Source organism: Saprospiraceae bacterium (genome assembly GCA_016714025.1).
GTDB lineage: Bacteria > Bacteroidota > Bacteroidia > Chitinophagales > Saprospiraceae > Vicinibacter.
On sequence record JADJOB010000002.1, the window covers coordinates 1,703,536 to 1,722,962 of the forward strand.

General features: G+C 36.0%; 13 protein-coding genes and 1 tRNA gene. 8 read left to right on the forward strand and 6 right to left on the reverse strand.

Translation table 11 applies throughout. The features are described from left to right. Positions 1 to 110: 110 nt before the first annotated feature. The 5 genes from IPJ80_09875 to IPJ80_09895 form a co-directional block, all read right to left on the reverse strand. A complete protein-coding gene (locus IPJ80_09875; GenBank protein MBK7913792.1) occupies positions 111 to 476 on the reverse strand; it encodes a methionine-R-sulfoxide reductase in 366 nt (121 codons plus the stop codon). After that, complete coding sequence (gene msrA, locus IPJ80_09880; GenBank protein ID MBK7913793.1) at positions 473 to 1,132, reverse strand: peptide-methionine (S)-S-oxide reductase MsrA; 660 nt, start codon at positions 1,130 to 1,132, stop codon at positions 473 to 475. Before msrA ends, IPJ80_09875 begins: the two co-directional genes overlap by 4 nt. A gap of 271 nt (positions 1,133 to 1,403) precedes the next feature. Continuing rightward, complete coding sequence (locus IPJ80_09885) at positions 1,404 to 2,579, reverse strand: T9SS type A sorting domain-containing protein (protein MBK7913794.1); 1,176 nt, start codon at positions 2,577 to 2,579, stop codon at positions 1,404 to 1,406. Positions 2,580 to 2,600: 21 nt separating this feature from the next. Next, positions 2,601 to 3,770, reverse strand: coding sequence for a hypothetical protein (locus IPJ80_09890; protein MBK7913795.1), 1,170 nt, complete (start codon positions 3,768 to 3,770; stop codon positions 2,601 to 2,603). Between the two features lie 14 nt (positions 3,771 to 3,784). Next, entirely contained in the window at positions 3,785 to 4,954 is a 1,170-nt protein-coding gene (locus IPJ80_09895) for a T9SS type A sorting domain-containing protein (GenBank protein ID MBK7913796.1), read from the reverse strand. A gap of 161 nt (positions 4,955 to 5,115) precedes the next feature. Here IPJ80_09895 and IPJ80_09900 point away from each other — a divergent pair, with 161 nt between their 5' ends. The 8 genes from IPJ80_09900 to IPJ80_09935 all read left to right on the forward strand — a co-directional run bounded on the left by IPJ80_09900 (position 5,116) and on the right by IPJ80_09935 (position 18,870). Further along, positions 5,116 to 7,167, forward strand: coding sequence for a sensor histidine kinase (locus tag IPJ80_09900; protein MBK7913797.1), 2,052 nt, complete (start codon positions 5,116 to 5,118; stop codon positions 7,165 to 7,167). Then, entirely contained in the window at positions 7,167 to 7,805 is a 639-nt protein-coding gene (locus tag IPJ80_09905; GenBank protein ID MBK7913798.1) for a response regulator transcription factor, read from the forward strand. The genes IPJ80_09900 and IPJ80_09905 overlap by 1 nt, the downstream gene beginning before the upstream one ends. A gap of 325 nt (positions 7,806 to 8,130) precedes the next feature. Further along, positions 8,131 to 8,203, forward strand: a tRNA-Met gene (locus IPJ80_09910). Between the two features lie 1,075 nt (positions 8,204 to 9,278). Beyond that, positions 9,279 to 9,608, forward strand: a complete 330-nt coding sequence (locus IPJ80_09915; protein MBK7913799.1) for a hypothetical protein — start codon at positions 9,279 to 9,281, stop codon at positions 9,606 to 9,608. Between the two features lie 1,129 nt (positions 9,609 to 10,737). After that, positions 10,738 to 11,661, forward strand: a complete 924-nt coding sequence (locus IPJ80_09920; GenBank protein ID MBK7913800.1) for a DUF1295 domain-containing protein — start codon at positions 10,738 to 10,740, stop codon at positions 11,659 to 11,661. Positions 11,662 to 11,955: 294 nt separating this feature from the next. Further along, positions 11,956 to 15,021 (forward strand): T9SS type A sorting domain-containing protein, encoded by a 3,066-nt coding sequence (locus IPJ80_09925; protein ID MBK7913801.1) that lies wholly within the window; start codon positions 11,956 to 11,958, stop codon positions 15,019 to 15,021. A 1,264-nt stretch (positions 15,022 to 16,285) separates the two neighbouring features. Next, entirely contained in the window at positions 16,286 to 16,714 is a 429-nt protein-coding gene (locus IPJ80_09930; GenBank protein MBK7913802.1) for a T9SS type A sorting domain-containing protein, read from the forward strand. Positions 16,715 to 16,770: 56 nt separating this feature from the next. Beyond that, positions 16,771 to 18,870, forward strand: coding sequence for a hypothetical protein (locus tag IPJ80_09935; GenBank protein MBK7913803.1), 2,100 nt, complete (start codon positions 16,771 to 16,773; stop codon positions 18,868 to 18,870). Between the two features lie 153 nt (positions 18,871 to 19,023). Here IPJ80_09935 and IPJ80_09940 read toward each other — a convergent pair whose 3' ends face one another. Then, positions 19,024 to 19,404, reverse strand: a complete 381-nt coding sequence (locus IPJ80_09940) for a hypothetical protein (protein ID MBK7913804.1) — start codon at positions 19,402 to 19,404, stop codon at positions 19,024 to 19,026. Between the last annotated feature and the right edge of the window lie 23 nt (positions 19,405 to 19,427).

Consider the following 19,427-nt stretch of genomic DNA (forward strand, 5'->3'; position numbering starts at 1 on the left):
AATGCTGCAATGTTGCAATGGTACAATGTTAAAATGTTTTTAATGGGTAAACTAATTATTTGATGGTTATTCCAACTATCAACTAACAACTATCAACTAACAACTATCAACTACCTAAAATCAATTGAAAGTGAATTCACACAATGTCTGACATTTTTTGGAGTAAATTTTTCTCCTTTAAAGACATGTCCTAAATGGCCACCACAATGGTTGCATAAAATTTCTACACGGCGACCGTCTGCATCTGGTTGGTAGCGGATTGCACCGGGAATTTCATCATCAAAACTGGGCCAGCCGCATCCGGAGTCAAATTTAGCTTCTGATTTATATAATTCTGCCTCACATTGTTTACAAACATAAGTTCCTGTTTCATAGTGTTTGTTGTAAATACCAGAAAAAGGCATTTCTGTTCCTTTCTTTAAAATGATCCGTTGTTCTTCGTCGGTTAATTTATTATAGTCTTTTGGATCTTTCATTTTTTTTTAAGTTTTCCATCAAATTTAGCTCTGAATTTTTTCACTTTAGGTGCTATGACCATTTGACAATAAGGTGCTGAACCATTCAAATTAAAGTAATCCTGGTGATAATCTTCTGCAGGATAAAAATTTGTAAAAGCAGTAACTTCAGTTACAATGGGATCTTCCCAAATTTGTGTAGCCACTTCAGATTTTGATTTTTCAGCAGCATTTTTTTGAGCTTCGCTGTGATAAAAAATGGCAGAACGATATTGCGTACCGGCATCAGCCCCCTGACGATTTAAAGTAGTTGGATCATGGGTAGTCCAAAACACCTCCAGAATTTCTTCAAAACTAATTTGTTTAGGATTGAAATGAATCTGACACACCTCAGCATGTCCGGTAGTGCCGGTGCACACTTCGCGATAGGATGGATTTTTAACACCGCCCCCGGAATAACCGGATTCAACTTTTACAACCCCATTGAGATCTTGAAAAATTGCTTCTACACACCAAAAACAACCTGCCCCTAGGGTGGCTATCTCCAAACTATCATTGCCTGTCGTTTGATCCTGAATCGTAGTCATAGATGCATTCATGGTTTCTTGTGAACTAATGGGTTTTGGCTGATTTTGGCAGCCGGCCAGACTTAATAATATAAAACTTAATACTTTCATTCGAATTAAACAATTTCTTGGTTCAATAACAAATGACCACCAATTTGGTTCGATGGAATAGGAGCGATCTGGAATAATTGGATTTTTTAGCTTTTGAAAACTCTTATAAGAAAATGGATTTATATAAAAATTTGATCGCATCCTAATTTCTATATATGCATGCAATTGTTAATTGGATTCGTTACACATCATTTTGTAATTAAAAAAATCAGCCCCAATTTCTAAGAAATTTGGGGCTTCATCCAGTAGGTATTTTATAGATGGCAAACAATTACTCAAAAATGATCCTTCGATTTATTTTTTGACGTGCAGTAGTTATTTGCAATAAGAAGATTCCCGATCCAATGATCGATTTATTTAAAGTAATTGGATTTGTCAATGGCTGTTGAAGCTTATAAATTTGTTGTCCCATAACATTAAAAACTTTCAATGTCTTTATGGGCGAATCCATTGGTGTTGAAAACCGAATGTTTATTTCATCAGTAGCTGGATTGGGATAAATTAACAGGGAAGAATTATCATTTTTATTCTCTGTCGAACTGATTCGGGAAACAGATTTAAAAAATTCCCAAAACAATTCAGCTTCAATTGGAGGATTTGGTAATTGATTCAGGTAGTTGGTTCCATTGAAATATTCATGTTCTAATCCATAAAAGATGCTCCATCTGAAGAATGCTTTTGATTCTCCCGGCAGGGGATCGGTAAAAGTATAATGGATAGCGTAGGCATTTGAGTCTTTGGAATAATTCCAACTTAAACCCATAGCGGAAAGGTGGTTGGAAAGGTTATTGGAATTCAAAGCAACAGCGGTATCATTAAATGGACAGGGTCTTCCCAATCTATCTATAAAATTATGATCATGAGTTCCACGGATAGCCCATGTAGGAACTTTGGGATTCATTGGTTTAATATCTCTTTCATCCAAATTACCACTTCCGCATCCAGCTGCAGCAAATACTCCAGGCATGTTAATAGTTAATTTTGGAACCATCGTGCCACCACCTGAAAATCCGGATGCATAAATTTTATTTGCATTTATAGGTATAATAGCTGATATTGTATCAATCATTTTATAAAAAAAAGGAATATCATCTCTTAGGGTATCACCTGGGCAAAGTATCGAAAGGGTATTGCCTTCACTCCACTTTGTTTGAACCCCTTCTGTAGTACAATAGATTAAAGCAGTGGGAAAAACTACTATAAATTTTTCCTTCTCGGCTACTTCCTTCCAACCTGATATATTGTAAAATTGCGGTCCGGATTGATTGGAGCCGTGCAACATAAAGACCAAGGGATAGCCTCCTGCAGGAGGATTGCCCGAAGGTTTAAAAATTACCAGTTCACGAAGTTCATTATTGATTAAGAGTTTTGCATCTATCCTTTCTTGTGAAATACCGAAATGATAGATAAGAAACAAACATATCAGCGCAATGTATTTAATTTTCATGAGTACTAATTTCCAGTTTTGTTAATTGAAAATAATTTTATTTAAATAAATCTGTCGATCAGTTTGTAAGGTTAAAATGAACAATCCAATACCTGCTTCAGATTTTTTTATTAGAAGTTCGGAGACGTTGTTGTGAATGCCACTGCATTGTATTTTTCCTGAAGCATCCTGGAGTTTCCACAAATAATTTCCATCATATTCAGGGATTGAAATTTGTATGATGTCTGAAGAAGGATTGGGAAATAAGCTGGCAGTTGGAATTAATTTTGAGTGTTCTGAATTTTTTACAACTACACTGGATTTAAAAAATTCCCAAAACAATTTAGCTGCTTCTAATCTAAAATTCATCCCATTTGGATAAACATGGAACATATCATTGACCAATGTAAATCGATACAATTGTCCGGTATCTCCTGGATTACTTTCTTTAAAATCATAGCTGTGTGTAATGGCTGTTTCAAATTTTGTGAAATTTTGAGTTACACCTTGACAATCAATCATCCGTTGAAGTGCTCTGTTAAAATAGACTAACACCGAGTCATCTCCGAATGGAATTTCGGTAAAGGGGGGTCTTATCGATTTGTCATCTCTTGTTCCCATCATAGCCCATACAGGAATGCGATGGATTGGTTTTGCAGAATCACCAGCTGGTAAAAAAGAACCGGATCCCGCGCAGGCAGCAAAAACATCTCCGGCATCAATAGCTAGTTTATGAATCATTCCACTTCCATTTGAAAAACCTGAAGCAAATATCATTGCAGGATTGACTGGAAAGGTGTCTGCAATTTTATTAGCCAACAGTTTTAAAAAATTGACATCACTGATGTAGTTCTGTGGTGGTCCCGAACATGGAAGATCCGTTACTTGTCCGTTTACCCATCTTAAACCATGGGTTTCTACACTGTCATCCATATAACACCATCTCAATGAGTTAGGAAAAACCGTGATAAAATTTTCTTGTTCGCCTAATTCTTTCCAACCAGAAATGTCATAAAAATATTCTCCATTCTGATTCGTGCCGTGCAACATAAAGACAATGGGATATCCACCAATCGGAGGAGGGCTGCTTGGTTTAACCACGATGCTTTCTCTGAGCCGGCCTTCAGAAATCAGGTTTATATCATAACGCGTTTGAGAGAATAAGCTTGCAAAGCAAGTCAAATAAACAACCCAACCGAGAATCAATTTCATAAGATTTAGATTCATTAGTTAAAAATAACTTTTTGACTTAAAGTAGCATTGTCAAGATGTGCACGAAACAAGAATAAGCCAGTTCCCAATTCCGATTTTTTAATTTGTACGGACTCACCGTTTGCTTGATTCCCTTTTAATCGTAGATTACCCTGCGTGTCATATAGATTCCAATGATAATTTCCATGAAATTCAGGAATAGAAATTGTTACGAGATCATTGGAAGGATTTGGATATGCATAGATACCAATTGATCCCTGATGTTGATGCTCAGTCGCAACAGCTACCGAACGTTTAAAAAACTCCCAGAAAATTAATGGAGCACTCACTGGGTAATTTGCACCATTTGGATATTCATGAGTCATTCCTTTTAACAAAGTGAAAATATATGGTTTGGAAATTTCACCGGCCAGACTTTTTGTAAACTGATAGGTATGTGCGCTATCCTTTTCATTTTTAATAAATGCTGTATCCAGTCCCTGGCAAACCAAAGCCCGGTTGAGAGAACTTTTTAAATAACCTAAGATCGAATCACCTCCAAATGGCAATTCAGTAAATGGAGGTACAATAAAACGGTCATCGAGTGTACCCACCATTAACCAAATGGGAATTCTATGAATTGGACGAGCAGAATCTCCAACGGTCAAATTTGCACTGGTTCCTGCAACTGCTGCAAATACATCTCCTGCATCTATAGCCAGTTTGTGTATCATCGAACAACCATTCGAAAAACCAGAACAGAAAATCATAGATTCATTTACAGGAAAAGTATCTGAAATTCGTTTGGCCAGTAATTTTAAAAATTTTACATCATCAACATAGTCTTGTGGTGGTCCTGCACAGGGGTAATCGGTTACATTCCCATTTACCCAGCGGGTGTTGTGTTTTTCTATGCCATCTTCTACGAAACACCAACTCAAAGAAGATGGAAATACCGTGATAAAATTTTCTTGTTCGCCAACTTCTTTCCATCCTGAAATATTGTAAAATTTTTCACCATCTCCGCTGGTTCCATGTAACATAAAAACTACCGGATATCCGCCGGGTGGTGGCGTTGTACTGGGGACTACAATGATGCTTTCGCGCATCCTTCCATCTACGGGAAATTGAACATCAAAGCGACGTTGACTGAATACCTGAAACAGGCATCCTAAAATAAATCCGATGGTAAAAATTCTTTTCATATGCATTTTTTTAATAGTACAAATTTAGACTTTTTTGGGAGCGATGCCTTCACCCCAAAGGGTGATTTCTTTTAGTTTTACCAATATCACCCTTAAGGGTTATTGAAAACCTGCTGCCTCAAACTATCTTTGATTTCAGATTTTAAGCTATATTGAAACAGGTGAAAGATATATTTCTGCTGATTTTTAGTTGTTGCTTTTTGTTTTTTACAACAAGAGCTCAGAATCAATTGGCACCTTCAGGCCGTTTGCAATTAGAAACAATGGCTATAAAATTGATTGACGGCGACCCAGAAAATGCAAATTCAGTATTGAGTAAATGGATTCACTATTATCAAGAGCAAAAAGATTCCAAACTTGAAAATTTATGCAATGTATACCTGGCAAAGACATTTATTGAAATGGACAAGTCAGAAGATGCTGTGGTGATTCTAAATAAACTGATTCCAAATTCTGAACCATACACCGAAGCCCTGGCTTTGAAAACCCTGGCATCTGTTGATTTTAAAAACGGTCGTTTTTTTGCATCCACAGTAAAGATTCGCTCTGCAATGGATCTTGCAAAGGTCAATCAGGAGGAAAACCTGATGGCGTCTTTGCAGGAAGACTTAGCGCAAGTATTTGATAAAATTTCCAAGCCGGATAAAGCCATTCAATTTTACAGGCGATCGCTGCAATTATTTACAAAATTAAATAACAAATCGGCCATGCAAAAAAATGCACTGGCATTGGGCCGTATTTATTTGTCTTTGGAGAAATTGGATTCTGCATATTATTTTATCAATCAAAGTTTGGTTTTATCAACGCAGGAAAAACTAACAAATGCGTTGTATGAATCTAAAATAGAACTGGCTAATTTATATTATAATAAAAAGGATTATGCTAGTATGAAGGAAATCATTCAGGCAATCGATACGGCATCCGATAAACCAAAACAAGATTTTTTTAATGTTCGATTATTTGTACTTAAGGGAAATTATGCAATGGCCCTTCATTCAGAGTCAGCAGCGCTGGAAGCATTTAACAAAGCGGAATCGCTTTCCCACCAGGGGTTTACTCCGTTCATTGATTATTACATTAAATCCAATTTGGCAGAAGCCTATTATCGCAATGGAAATTTGTCGAAAGCATATGAATTGGTTAAATATTTAAATCATAACAGCAACAGCTATTCGAGTAAGGAAAATCAGAAATTGGCAGAAAGCATTGCAAAAAATTCGGAGTTAACAATCAGGGACAAAGAAATAGACTATTTGAAAATTCAAAATCAGTTGAATGAAGAGCGACTGAAGCGGGAATTGATGTTGAAAGAAGGCCTTCGAAGAGAAAATGCATTGAAGGACATTTCTTTGGCGCAGGAACAAAGATTAAATGAAGCATCTATTCGGGAAAAAGCATTGCAAGCACAACAATTGGAAAAAGAAAAAGCATTGAGCTTGTCTTTAATTCGGGAAAACGATATGCGGAATGCAACGCTGGCAGATGAACGCAATTTTCAAACGTTTTTGTGGACTGGTATTATTCTATTAATGGCATTGGCTTTATTGGTTTTTTATTTATTTAGAAAACAACAAGAGAAAAATTCTATTATTCTCAAACAAACCAAAGACCTGGAGTTTGTCAATAAGGAAGTGCACCATCGGGTCAAAAATAATTTGCAGGTGATCTCGAGTTTACTGGATTTGCAATCAAAATATACTCAGGATGTACGCTATGAAAGTCTGTTGAATGAAAGCAAGCACCGGGTACAATCCATGGCATTTATACATCAGAATCTCTATGAATCAGCCGGAATGAATATGGTGGATATGCCCAACTACATTCAAAATCTGGTAGATCATCTGTGGACGGCCTATCAAAGAGAGGGCGAGCAGGTCGAGATCGAAGTAAATGTCAAACCCATGCAACTCCATATGGATCTGGTGGTCTCCATTGGGATGATCATCAATGAGTTGGTGACCAATTCATTGAAATATGCTTTTAGTGAACGGACAAATGGAAAAATTCGTGTTACGCTTTCTGAAACCTTGAATTTGTTTCAACTGGAGGTGTCAGATAATGGAATTGGTATTCCGGAGTCCATAGACGTGGCCGGTGCAAACAGTTTTGGTTACAAGATGGTCCGTGCTTTTGTTCAAAAACTAAAAGGAACAATGCAAATTGTTCGTGATCAGGGTACAACTATCCAAATTCAATTTACCAAAAGATCCTAATGGAAGCTATCAATTATAAAGTACGTGTTTTGATCGTTGAAGATGAACCTTTGATTGCGGAAAACATAGCCATGTATTTAAACAATCATGATTATGAAGTGGCTGGTATTGCTTATGATTACGAAGAAGCCATTTTAAAACTGGAACAGGAAAAACCGGACATCGTACTGTTGGATATCAATTTGGAAGGGGAGCTCGATGGCATTGATGTGGGAAAATTTATACATGAAAAAATGGGCATCCCCTTTGTTTTTTTAAGTTCCTATTCTGATAAAAGCACATTGGAACGCGCCAAACACATACAGCCTTCAGGGTATTTGGTCAAACCTTTTCACGAAAAGTCATTGATGGCTACCCTTGAAATTTCGTTATCAAATTTTGCAAGCAGCAACCATGTTCAAATTACTGAACTCAATCTGGAAAAAATAAATTCACAGCTGTTGAGTCCATTGTCTCAAAGAGAATTTGAAGTATTGTTTTTAATCTATGCTGGTAAAACCAATCAACAAATAAGCCAGGATTTGTTTATTTCGATCAATACGTTAAAAAGGCATATCAACAATGCCTACATGCGATTGCAAGTAACAACGCGTACAACCGCCATCAAGAAATTGCGAGAATTGATGAAAAGAAATTAATTCGAAATAGCGGGTTATATTTTATTATTTTGTTTGGAGCGTTGCTGGTCTTGGTATGCTACTTGCTAAAATTTCATAATGAAATGAGCAGTATTGAATAGGGAAGCCATTGGTTTTTGCAATACGAAACTGGTAGATTAGAGTTAGAATAAATCGCCTTATCAGCTTGTCAGGCTCTTGTGATTGAATTCCAGATTGTAGAATTACTCTTGCTATTGTTTTAGCATAGCTTTAGTACAAGATATTCATTTACAGACGATTAGTATTTAATTTCGTTTTTAGTTCGTCAAATTGCCAGAAATAGCGTATCTTTGCACCCTCATATCGCGGAGTGGAGCAGTTGGTAGCTCGTTGGGCTCATAACCCAAAGGTCGTAGGTTCGAGTCCTGCCTCCGCCACAAAAGAAAAAGCCTGTCGGAAGACGGGCTTTTTTCATTTAAGGAAAATTATTCGAGTGCTGACAAAGCTTTGCTTGTCGGCTTACAGTCTACATCTCAAAACAAAAGTCTGTTAAGATAGTATGCTTTAATTTTTGAAAAAATATATAAAACCAAATTAGTATCAATCAATCCAGAATGTTAGCAAAAACAGGTTCCATATCTAATGTTTAAGATTTAAAAATATTTTAGCTGTATTACAAGGGATTTTATTATTAATATAAGGTTCAAATGGCATACAATTTAAAGTGAATATTTCTTAAATCAATAAATTTAAAATTGTTATTTATTGAAATTTGATTTTTTGTCAGTTCAATTTATAAGTACAATTATTTCAAGTAGCATTTGATTTGCAGGTAATTGATTTAATATTTTATTTATCCAAAAGCTATAAAATTATCTAATTAAACGGCATAACTAAATATTTTCTTGAATTTAATTCAAATCAAAAGACAAAGATTGGTATTGCAAAACTAATTTCAGGAAAGATAGTATCGTGTTAGTTGTATTTTACTTGAAAATAAAAAGTGGTTCGGATTGTAATAATTTGGTGTAGAAAATAGGAATTAGAGTATCAATTCAAAATGGTCTCAGGAACTACCTTGCAATTATTTTAAATTGGAAATTCATTGTTAAATGGTTGAATTTTAACTTTTCCAAAATGGTTTAATTAAAATGGATTTGCATGGCTTAAAAAATAAATTATACTGTTAACTGATTCCTGACCACTTATTATTGATTGCTGTTTTGGGGATTGTTCCCTCATATTTTGTAAGGTATAAGGACCTGAGACTTATGGCGATTGATTTAGTTCTGGAAAGGCAACTATAGTTTAACCAGCTTACAATTGCGTTAAATCAATTCTATAACCTCCCTTCATTTAAAAAGCAAATGCAACAAAAGGAGAATGCATCTTCCTTATATTTGATATTTTGTTTTATTAGGATTTGAAGTGTTTATTGAAATAATTATTTTGGAAATTTGAAATTTTCTTAAAAATTTCTATCTTTATATCGTTTAACTAAATTATTTATTTATGAAAACTCAGTTAATTTCTTTTTTATTTCTTTTTTCTTTGGCTTTAGTTTCAATTTCATGTGGAGATGATAATGAGCCAAATAAACCTTGTTCTACGGCCTATGCTGATGAACTTCAAAATGAATTAAGTGCTTTAACTGCAGCGGCCCAAGCTTACAGTACGAATCCTACTCCTGCTAACTGCCAAGCTTATAAAAATGCTGCGCAGGCTTATGTCAATGCTTTGGAGCCATATGGAAATTGTTCTGAACTTACAGGTCAATTGAGAACAGATTGGGAAGCATCCTTAAATGCTGCGAAAGCATCTGTTGCAGCGATTCAATGTTAAGCTTATAAATTGTAATTCTGGACACAATTAAGTAGGGCGTCTTATTAAATTGTTCTGTTTAGTCAGTAATGACATCGATTTTTCAACCAGACACTTAATTCAGGATATTTCTTGCTAGGATACTAGTTGGAAACTTCAATCAAAGTAGTCAAAACCTAGAGGATATCTTCAAAATGCTTAACTAGAGTAAGCATCCGCAAATTGTCAGTCAGTTGACCATGTTTGGTGAACCAAGGCCTAAGAAAATATATTTGGATTAACATTTGGGGCCAATTGTCTGGGGAAGATTCTCAATGTCTAAAATCCATGGATTCTTCCTTGCACAGAGGGAGAAGTTGACGTTGATTTTAAATATTTTTGAAGGTAGGGCTGAGGTCGAAAATGAGACACACATTTGATTATGATTTTCCACATCCCGGGCAAGGAGCAAATATATCCGGGAGAGGGAATGATGTACCCAATATTTGCTAACAAACGTTTGTGTAATTCTTCGAGGCCGATCATTTTTTCAAGTCAGGCTTTCAAATCTTGATTGAAAAAAAGGCACATTAAATTCTTCCATTTCTGTAAAATCAAGAATGTCTTGTTTTTCATAAGAATTTGTATCGCTTCTAATTCCAATTTGGTGCTCATTGAATCTTAGCTCCAAGTCGCTGAAAAATAAAAATATTCAAGGAAATAGGATCATTATTTGGATTATTGACCATCCTCTTGAATTAATTTTTTTTTTGGAATCTGGCAGATGACAAGTTATTGGAGTCGAAGGATATTAAACAATTCTAACTTAAATAGTTTAAAGCCTTTTTTTGATTAGTATTTTGAATCGATAGCGATGGAATTTCCTTTTCTTTCAGTAAATTTGGAGTTTATTTTTTAACTTGAACTGAATCCTAAGTGTTACATAGACATCAGGGAAAAATTACCAAGCTTATAAGTATCGAATATGAATCTTGGGAAAGGGAATAGTAGTCTAAAATTTGTTGCACTTTTTAAAGTAAATTATCAATCATTTAGTGGCATGAAGATGCTTTTAATGTTGTCCGTTTGCCAAGGTTTGTAACAACAAAATCCTCAGGACTGATTTGAATTTGTAAATACTAAATCAATTTTATTTTAATACAGACGCAAAATGAATATTCTTAAGACCAGCTTTTTGCTAATACTTACACTGATTCTTGTACCCGTTTTCAGTTACTTCAAAGGCAGTACCCTTGGACCTTTGGAATGGAAGTTATTGACTAATCTATCTTATATCGTTTTGTTTGCAATTGCCTATTGTTTTATAGTCTCTGAACTTACAAAAAACAACAGCCAGGTTGACAAACTCTGGAGTTTATTGCCGATCCTTTATGTTTGGATCGTTACCTATGCTTCTGAATTCAATATTCGATTGGTTGTGATGGCCATCCTGGTAAGCATTTGGGGAATCCGTCTGAGTTTTAATTTTGCTTTGAAAGGTGCTTATCACTGGAAATTTTGGGCAGGTGAGGAAGACTATCGGTGGAAGGTATTGCGACAAAAACCTGAATTTCAAGCAAAATGGAAATGGACCTTGTTTAATTTATTTTTTATTTCTGCGTATCAGAATGTATTGATTTTATTATTCACGCTTCCTTCAATCATTGCATTTCAATTCAGGCATGTTCCATGGAGTGTTTTTGACACCCTCATTACTTGTGTTATACTTTTCTTTATTATTTATGAAACCATTGCCGATATCCAGCAATGGAATTTTCAAAGTAAAAAATGGGCATTGCTCAATGCAGGAGAATTGCTTCCGGAAGATTTGAAAAAAGGTTTCTTAGATCGCGGATTGTGGGCTTACAGTCGCCATCCAAATTATTTTGCAGAGCAAGCAATTTGGCTTAGCTTTTATTTATATAGTGTATCAGTCAGTGGACAATGGTTTAACTGGAGTATCGTTGGTGCTTTGTTACTCATCTTATTATTTCAGGGCAGTGCCAATTTTAGTGAGGAAATCAGTGTTGGAAAATATCCGGAGTATAAATCATACCAGAGCAGGGTTAGCAAATTTATACCTTTTTTAAAATAGGGTACTATCCGTGTATAAATTTTCTGGATAATGGAATGCACAGGATTTTAATGTTGGGGCTGAATATTTCAAGTATTAATTGCTTATATAAAACTGAAGAATCTTGATTTAACCATGATCCAGATTATGGGAGGAAAGTCTTTAGCTAAATGTTGAAATGCTGAATTTCTGAAATGTTACTAAAGTACAATTTACAACATCACATCAAATAACACCAACCAACCCCATTCCTGTTTTTACCGTATTAGTTTTTAAACTAAGCCCTTTTCTTTAATGATTTTAAAATAGTTCACCATGCTACACCAGCTGTCTGTAAAATTCCAAGTACCGGTAATTCTGTTGTTTGTTTGCTCTCAATTAGTTTCCCAAACTTTACAGGTTCCTGGATTGATTTCTCCTTCAGATCAATCAACCCATCAGGTTTTAGGAACTCGCTTAAAATGGAATCTCAATTCAGAAGCAACCAGCTATACGCTTAGAATTTATTCAGATCCATCATTAACAAAGCTGGTTTTTAAAGACAATCAAGTGAACAGTACCAGTAGGGTTGCAGAAAATTTGCAATACAATACGGTCTATTATTGGACTATACAAGCATTTAATTCCAGCAGAAACAGTCTTGAATCCAAGGCCTGGTCTTTTCAAACCATGCCGGACAATCCGAATGCAGTTACATCGCATCCCCGCTTATTAATTACGCAAGAAGATCTTCCGCGCTTGCAATCCTGGGCCAATGCAAACAATCCAATTTATCCTGCATTCAAACAAGTTTTAAATACTGCAATTCAAGCCTATGATGCTAAATTTTTTCCAGGCGGAATTGCCAATCCGAATTGGCCGGATATAGGTAACACGACCTGGTCTGCTTATGTTACCGAATCGTATGCAGAATTTTTTGCATTTTGGTCTTTAATAGATCCGGATCTCACACAAAGGGCTATTCATGCCCAACGTGCCCGAAATTTATTGATGTATGTGATCGATCAAGCTTTATTAGGTCCAGCCTCAGGAGTTCCATTTCGTGATCCAGGTTTCATGACCTATGACCGTTCGCGTGTTTATGGTGAAGGCTGTCCGCTAACAGTAGATTGGATTTATAATGCAAAAGATTTCCAGGGGAAAGACATTCTGACTAAACAAGATAAAGCTAAAATCAGAACGGTATTTTTACGCTGGTGCGAAGAACAATTGACTGCTTACAATCATCCAACTCCAATTGGATTGATCAATGACAAACAAATTCAACTAACCAACCGGTGGATTTTAAATAATTATTATTCTGGTCATGCACGCAATATGACGTTTATGTCACTTTCCATCGATGCAGAAGATGATCCTGAAATTAATTCGAATTTGCATTATTCCGCACTGGGTAACAGTTTGCGCAGTTATATTTTTAATGCAACCGGGGCCTGGTTGTATGGGCAATATGCTCAATATGAAAAACCGGATATTGTTGCGGCAGATTATAACATTCCAAATTTCGGCTTGGGAATGGGCAGTGGTGGATTGTCAGTTGAAGGCTCGCTCTATGGTTTGAGTATTGGTTGGGTAGCGCAACAAATGCTTGCACTGAAAACAGCCGGTTGGGCAGATGAAACCATTATTGGAAAACAAGCAAAGCTTTTAAAAAGTAACTATTGGAGTCTCTTGATGGAAGGAATGTTGCATCAAATTGCTCCTGAGCCCTACATTCCGCCACAAGCCACTTATTATGGACCAATTTATCCGGTTGCGAATTATGGTGATTTGTTACGGACTTGGGTAACCCCTGAATTAATGCAATTGTCAGCACCGATTGGCTTAATTGATATGAAACTTGCAAATAATCCCATTCGATTAAATCAATGCCGTTGGTTCTCTTGGAATGTATTGCAAGGCGGTGCAGGTCTATTAAATTATAGATTGGCAAACACCTGGTCAGGTAGCAATGCTACGGATGCCTTATATTATTTCTTATTATTTGATCCAGCTGCAAAAGACCCGGTTGACCCTCGACCTGATTTAAATAGAACATTCTTTGACCCCGCATTCAGTAAAATTTTGTCGCGAACAGATTGGACCGGCAATGCATCCTGGTTTAACTGGCAGTGTCATTGGACCAGTATCAATCATCAAAGTGGAGATGGTAACCAATTTGAATTTTTTAGAAAAGGGGAGTGGTTGATCAAAGAACGAAGTGGTTATACCAATGATGGTATCGGATATACTTCTGCTTTTCACAACACGCTTGGATTACAAAATACTCAGCCTGCAAACCTCCAATGGTATGAAGCACCAACCATCGAACGGGGTGGTCAATGGACACAAGGAGTGAATGCCGGAGATCCATATGTAATCACCAGCATCCACCCGGAATTTGTATATGCAACCGGTGATGCAACTAATTTATACAACCGTCCCAATCCATTCAGTGCAAATAATGCATCAACAGATATTGAATTTGCAAGCCGATCCATCGTGTGGTTGAAACCGGATCACATCATTATTTATGATCGGGCAAAATCAAAAGTACCGGATCGTTTCAAACGATTTTATATTCAATTAACGGCAACCCCAGATGTTTCTGGAAAATCTATGCATGTTTTAACTCCTGGTGGACAAAACGTTTTCTTATCCAACCTTTTGCCTGAAAATGCTGTATTAACCCCTTCCGTTGCAGAAAATATTAATGCGTTGGCCCAGGAAGAATTTACAACACATCAACTTATGATTGAAGATCCAGCCAATCCACAAGATGTTCGTTTTTTAAATGCAATCCAAGGAGCTGATGGAAATGTATCCGCTGATTCCGTTTTACTCATTCAATCGGATTCAGGGACTGCATTTGAAGGAGCTGCTATTAAAAATACCCTGGTGTTGTTTCCAAAGATTTGGGGCGAACTCCTAAAAACCACCAGTTATATAATTCCAAATCATATTACAAAACATATCGTTACAGGATTAATACCTTATGGAGGCTATCAGGCAACATTGATTCCAATTGGATCTCTTTGTCGGGTAGAACTTAGTCCGGGTAATCAACTGCAAGCAGATTCCGGTGGAGTCCTGATTATAGATCACAGCCTTACCGATGTAAAGAATAATAAATTCCTGGATTCCGCGAGTTTAGAAATTAGCCCGAACCCTTTTCAAGCAAACACACAAATACAATTTGATTTAAAAGAGTCTGAAGTTTTGAGTTTGTATATTTTAAATAGCAATGGACAAAAAGTCCAAACCATTTTTGAAAATAAATATTACCCTAAAGGACAGATTCAACATACTTGGACAACAACACAAATCGCAGCTGGAATTTATTTGGTCCTGTTGCAATCTGGCCAAAAGGTTCTAGCCCATGCGTTTGTTTGCAAACAATAAAATTCTGAAGACATTAAATGAATTTCTCTGTTTTTTAAATAGATATAGTCAAAAGAGTGCATTACATTTTAATCTTTGAATGATTGCATTTGAAACGTTTATTTATCTAAAAAAATATTTTGTTCTAAACACAAATCATAAAGCCCCTTTCAAGGGGTTTGGGGTTCAAAACAGCATAGAAGAAACGCAAATTTCATTTTGAAGAAGAATTGAAAAATTGAAAGAGTGAAGAAATTGAAAATAGGTAAACAGTACTCGAACCCCCAACCCCCTTGGAAGGGGGCTTTGAAAATTACTTCAAAGTATGATGCATAAAACAAGTATCATTGATGGAAGGAAATATTTTGTTCTATACACAAATCATAAAGCCCCTTCCAAGGGGTTTGGGGTTCGGATAAACATGAAGGAAGCGCAAATTTTAGATAGAAGTCGAATTGAAAAATTGAAAGAGTGAAGAACTTGAAAAATAAGTAAACAGTACTCGAACCCCCAACCCCCTTGGAAGGGGGCTTTGAGTTTACTTCAAATGTTGATGCATGAAACAAGTATTATTTTAATAAAATATTAATTTACGTAACACAAATCATAAAGCCCTTTTCAAGGGGTTTGGGGTTCGGATAAACATGAAGGAAGCGCAAATTTTAGATAGAAGTCGAATTGAAAAATTGAAAGAGTGAAGAAATTGAAAAATAGGTTAACAGTACTCGAACCCCCAACCCCATTGGAAGGGGGCTTTGATTTTACTTCAAATGTTGATGCTTGAAACAAGTATTATTTTAATAAAATATTAATTTACGTAACACAAATCATAAAGCCCCTTTCAAGGGGTTTGGGGTTCAAAGCAGCATGCGAAAAACGCTAATTTCATTTTGAAGAAGAATTGAAAAATTGAAAGAGTGAAGAAATTGTAAACAAGTAAACTGTGCTCGAACCCCCAACCCCCTTGGAAGGGGGCTTTGATTTTACTTCAAATGTTGATGCTTGAAATAAGTATTATTTTAATAAAATATTAATTTACGTAACACAAATCATAAAGACCCTTTCAATGGGTTTGGGGTTCAAATTTGCATGAATGAAGTATGTCTTTAAAATTTAGAGGAATTGTCAATTCTAAATTTCGATTCCTTAAAAAAATTTTAAGTTCGAAGCAAGTCGACAATACTTATCAATCTTTTGATTGAGAATTGTCATCTGCTTTTAAGCAGATTTGTAGTAATATTGGAAGATGAAAGCAATTTTGTATCTTCCTTTAATTATGATTTTAATGTCCTTAAATCTGTCAGGACAATATGCCATTGATGCGGCTGGATCTTATGTTAAAAATGGAGCCTATTCTGCAGCTTATTCGGTAGGTGAGGTATCCACTTTAACAATAAGGGGTGTACAGTCAACCTACGCTTCCACCTCGGGAGTTATCCAACCAGATCCATTAAGCATTACCGGAACGAAAAATCCAGGCATTACTACCATCCGGATTTATCCGAATCCGGTAAATGATTTCCTGAGACTTGAAACGGACCGAACTGATTTAATTCAGTATGTCATTTATTCGATGCAGGGTAACTTATTAGCTCAAGGAACGGTCAAAGGTATGTCAGTACAACTTGATCATTTGATACCGGGCATCTACCTGATCAAATTTAGTTTAGTTGATGCGCATGAAAGTCAGTCTTTTTTAATTTCAAAACTTTAATTTCCAAACAAATTTTTAATAAGATGAATCTATTTACATTTTTTAAATCCATCACAATGAGTAATCGCAATCCGTTTATCATCCTGGTCTATAGTTTGCTAATATTCAATGTCAGCATAGCGCAAATCCCAAAAGGATTAAATTTTCAAACCATCGTGCGTGACAATTCCGGCAAGCCATTGGTATCCCGTAATGTGAATTTTAAGTTTTCGATTTTGCAAGGTGGTACCAGCGGAACCTTGGTGTATTCAGAAGAACACCGTGCGTTGACGAATGAATTTGGTTTAGTAAATTTATTGCTAGGTTATGGTTTTCCCCTTAGTGGAAAATTTGATCAAATTAAATGGGCTGATGGAAGTTTGTTTTTAAAGACTGAAATAGATCCTAACGGAGGAATCAACTACGAGTTGTCCAATGTAGCTCCATTCTTAAGTGTGCCTTATGCACTCTATTCAGAAAGTACCCAACTGACTGCGGGTCCGGGCATATTAATTGAAGGAAACAAAATCAGCAATACCGGAGATCCAGATCCTGCCGATGATTTAAAAAATGGTTCACCGGTTGGAGGCGATTTAACTGGAACTTTACCAAATCCTAAAGTAACAGGATTGCAAAACAGGCCGGTCATGGATATCAATCCACAATTAAATCAAGCATTGGTTTGGAATGGAACCCAATGGGTGCCGGTAAGTGTAGACCACGATCCAACCAATGACTTGTTGATTAACAGTCCGGCAGGTGGCGACCTAACCGGCAATTTGCCCAATCCCAAAGTAATTAAATTAAATGGGTTTCCACTGGCTTCAACAACACCAGATTCAGGGGATGTGTTGGTTTTTTCACAAGGAGAATGGAAGCACCTTCCGATTGGATCTTCGCCATCTGCTGGTGTTTGGAAACGCAGTGCAAATGATGTGGTCCTTGAAGATCCTGCGGGAATTCAAAGGGTCAATGCATCAAATGCTTTGATACAAACACAAAATTCATTTGCTGCATATAAGGGAAGTGATAGTACAGCAGTTTCACCAGTTGGCATTCAATTCATTCAGGGTATTGGTGCCATGCAATCTCGATCTTTTCAGGGCGCTAATACACATGTATTATCCTACGGTAACAAATATTTATATGGACTAAATAGTTTTACAATTGGAAGTCCCTATGCAGAATTGGAATTTTGGAATAACGATATCAGTCATAAAGAGCTTCGAGCTGCATTAAATCCATTTGAACTGCGTTTTGATGTGGCTACTCCGGATCGGGGAGGATATTATTATGGAACCGGATTTACCATTGACCGAAAAGTCAAAGATTCACCATTAGAATTTGCGGGAGTTGAATTACGGGATAGTAGCATGTATTTCTACAGTGGCAATAAGGATTTTGCCGGAATCGATGTAGCAACAAATTATGGGGGAGGCCTCTTTACATTTGATAAGAATGGAAAAGACCGAATGTATTTTTCTTCATTAATTAGCGATCAGACACAACCTTATATCGGATTGTTTTCAACTAAAACGAATCGGGCTGTTGCAGAAATGCAAAGTTTTAATTCAGCCGGTGAATTTGTTTTGTATAATTCAAATACAGATCAATACAATGTGTATGCAGGTTATTCTGTCAATGGTCCAAATTATCCCTGGTTGGGAATAGGAGATGGAAATGGGGGCAATTCTGCAGGAATGTATTTAGCAACCAATGGACTGGGAACCATTTTTGCTGACGTTAAAAATTTTAGAATGGATGATCCTACAGATAAAGATCGTGAAATCTGGTATGCGTGTATTGAAGGTCCAGAAGCCGCTGCGTATGAGCGTGGCACAGGACATTTGGTGAATGGAGAAGCTTTTGTATTCTTCTCAGAACATTATAAAAATGTAATTAATCCTCAATCCATTACAGTGCAACTAACTCCCGGATCTGCAGAAACATTCGGGGTAGCAGTTGTTGAAAAGAATGCCGAAGGATTTCGGGTCAAAGAATTACAAAAAGGAACAGGCAACTTCAGCTTTGATTGGGAAGTTAAAGCAGTTAGAAAAGGATTTGAGTCATATGAAGTGTATCATAAAAAGGAAAATTTAAAAGCGGTGCATGAAGTTAAAGGATATGCACCAGATACATCACGTGTTAATTCAGTTCGTGGTTTTATTAAACGATAAATTATTTGGGATGAGGGGCAAGTTTTGCTATTTTTTGGAATTGTAAAAAATACTGTGACTTGAGAAGTTTTTTTAATTAGTTACGGTGATAAAGTATTTTATCCAACCTAAATACTAATAGACAAATTATTGGATGTATTTAATATTTGGTATTTAATTTGATTTCCAAGCCGCACCACTTTTTTTCTTATAAGTAAGAAATGTAATTACATAGCCAAGTTCCTCAGCAGAAATATTATCTTCTCTAACAAATTTCATATGATCCAAATTTGAAATGCGAATCTGATATGATTCCAATTGAGCAGGATTAAAATCAGGTATGACCTCTTTTCCTTTAAACTTCATATAATGACATTTTGCACAATTTAATAGAAACAAATTCTTTCCTTTATTGCATAATTTCAAGTATTCAACTTTTACCGAATTGGTCATCTCAGCAGGAAATTCATATTTAATTTTTTGTTGTGTATTGCATGCGATTAAATATGCAGATAAGAAAATGTAACTGACAAAATATTTTATTTGTTTGAACATAATTTATTTTTTTTCAAAAAAAA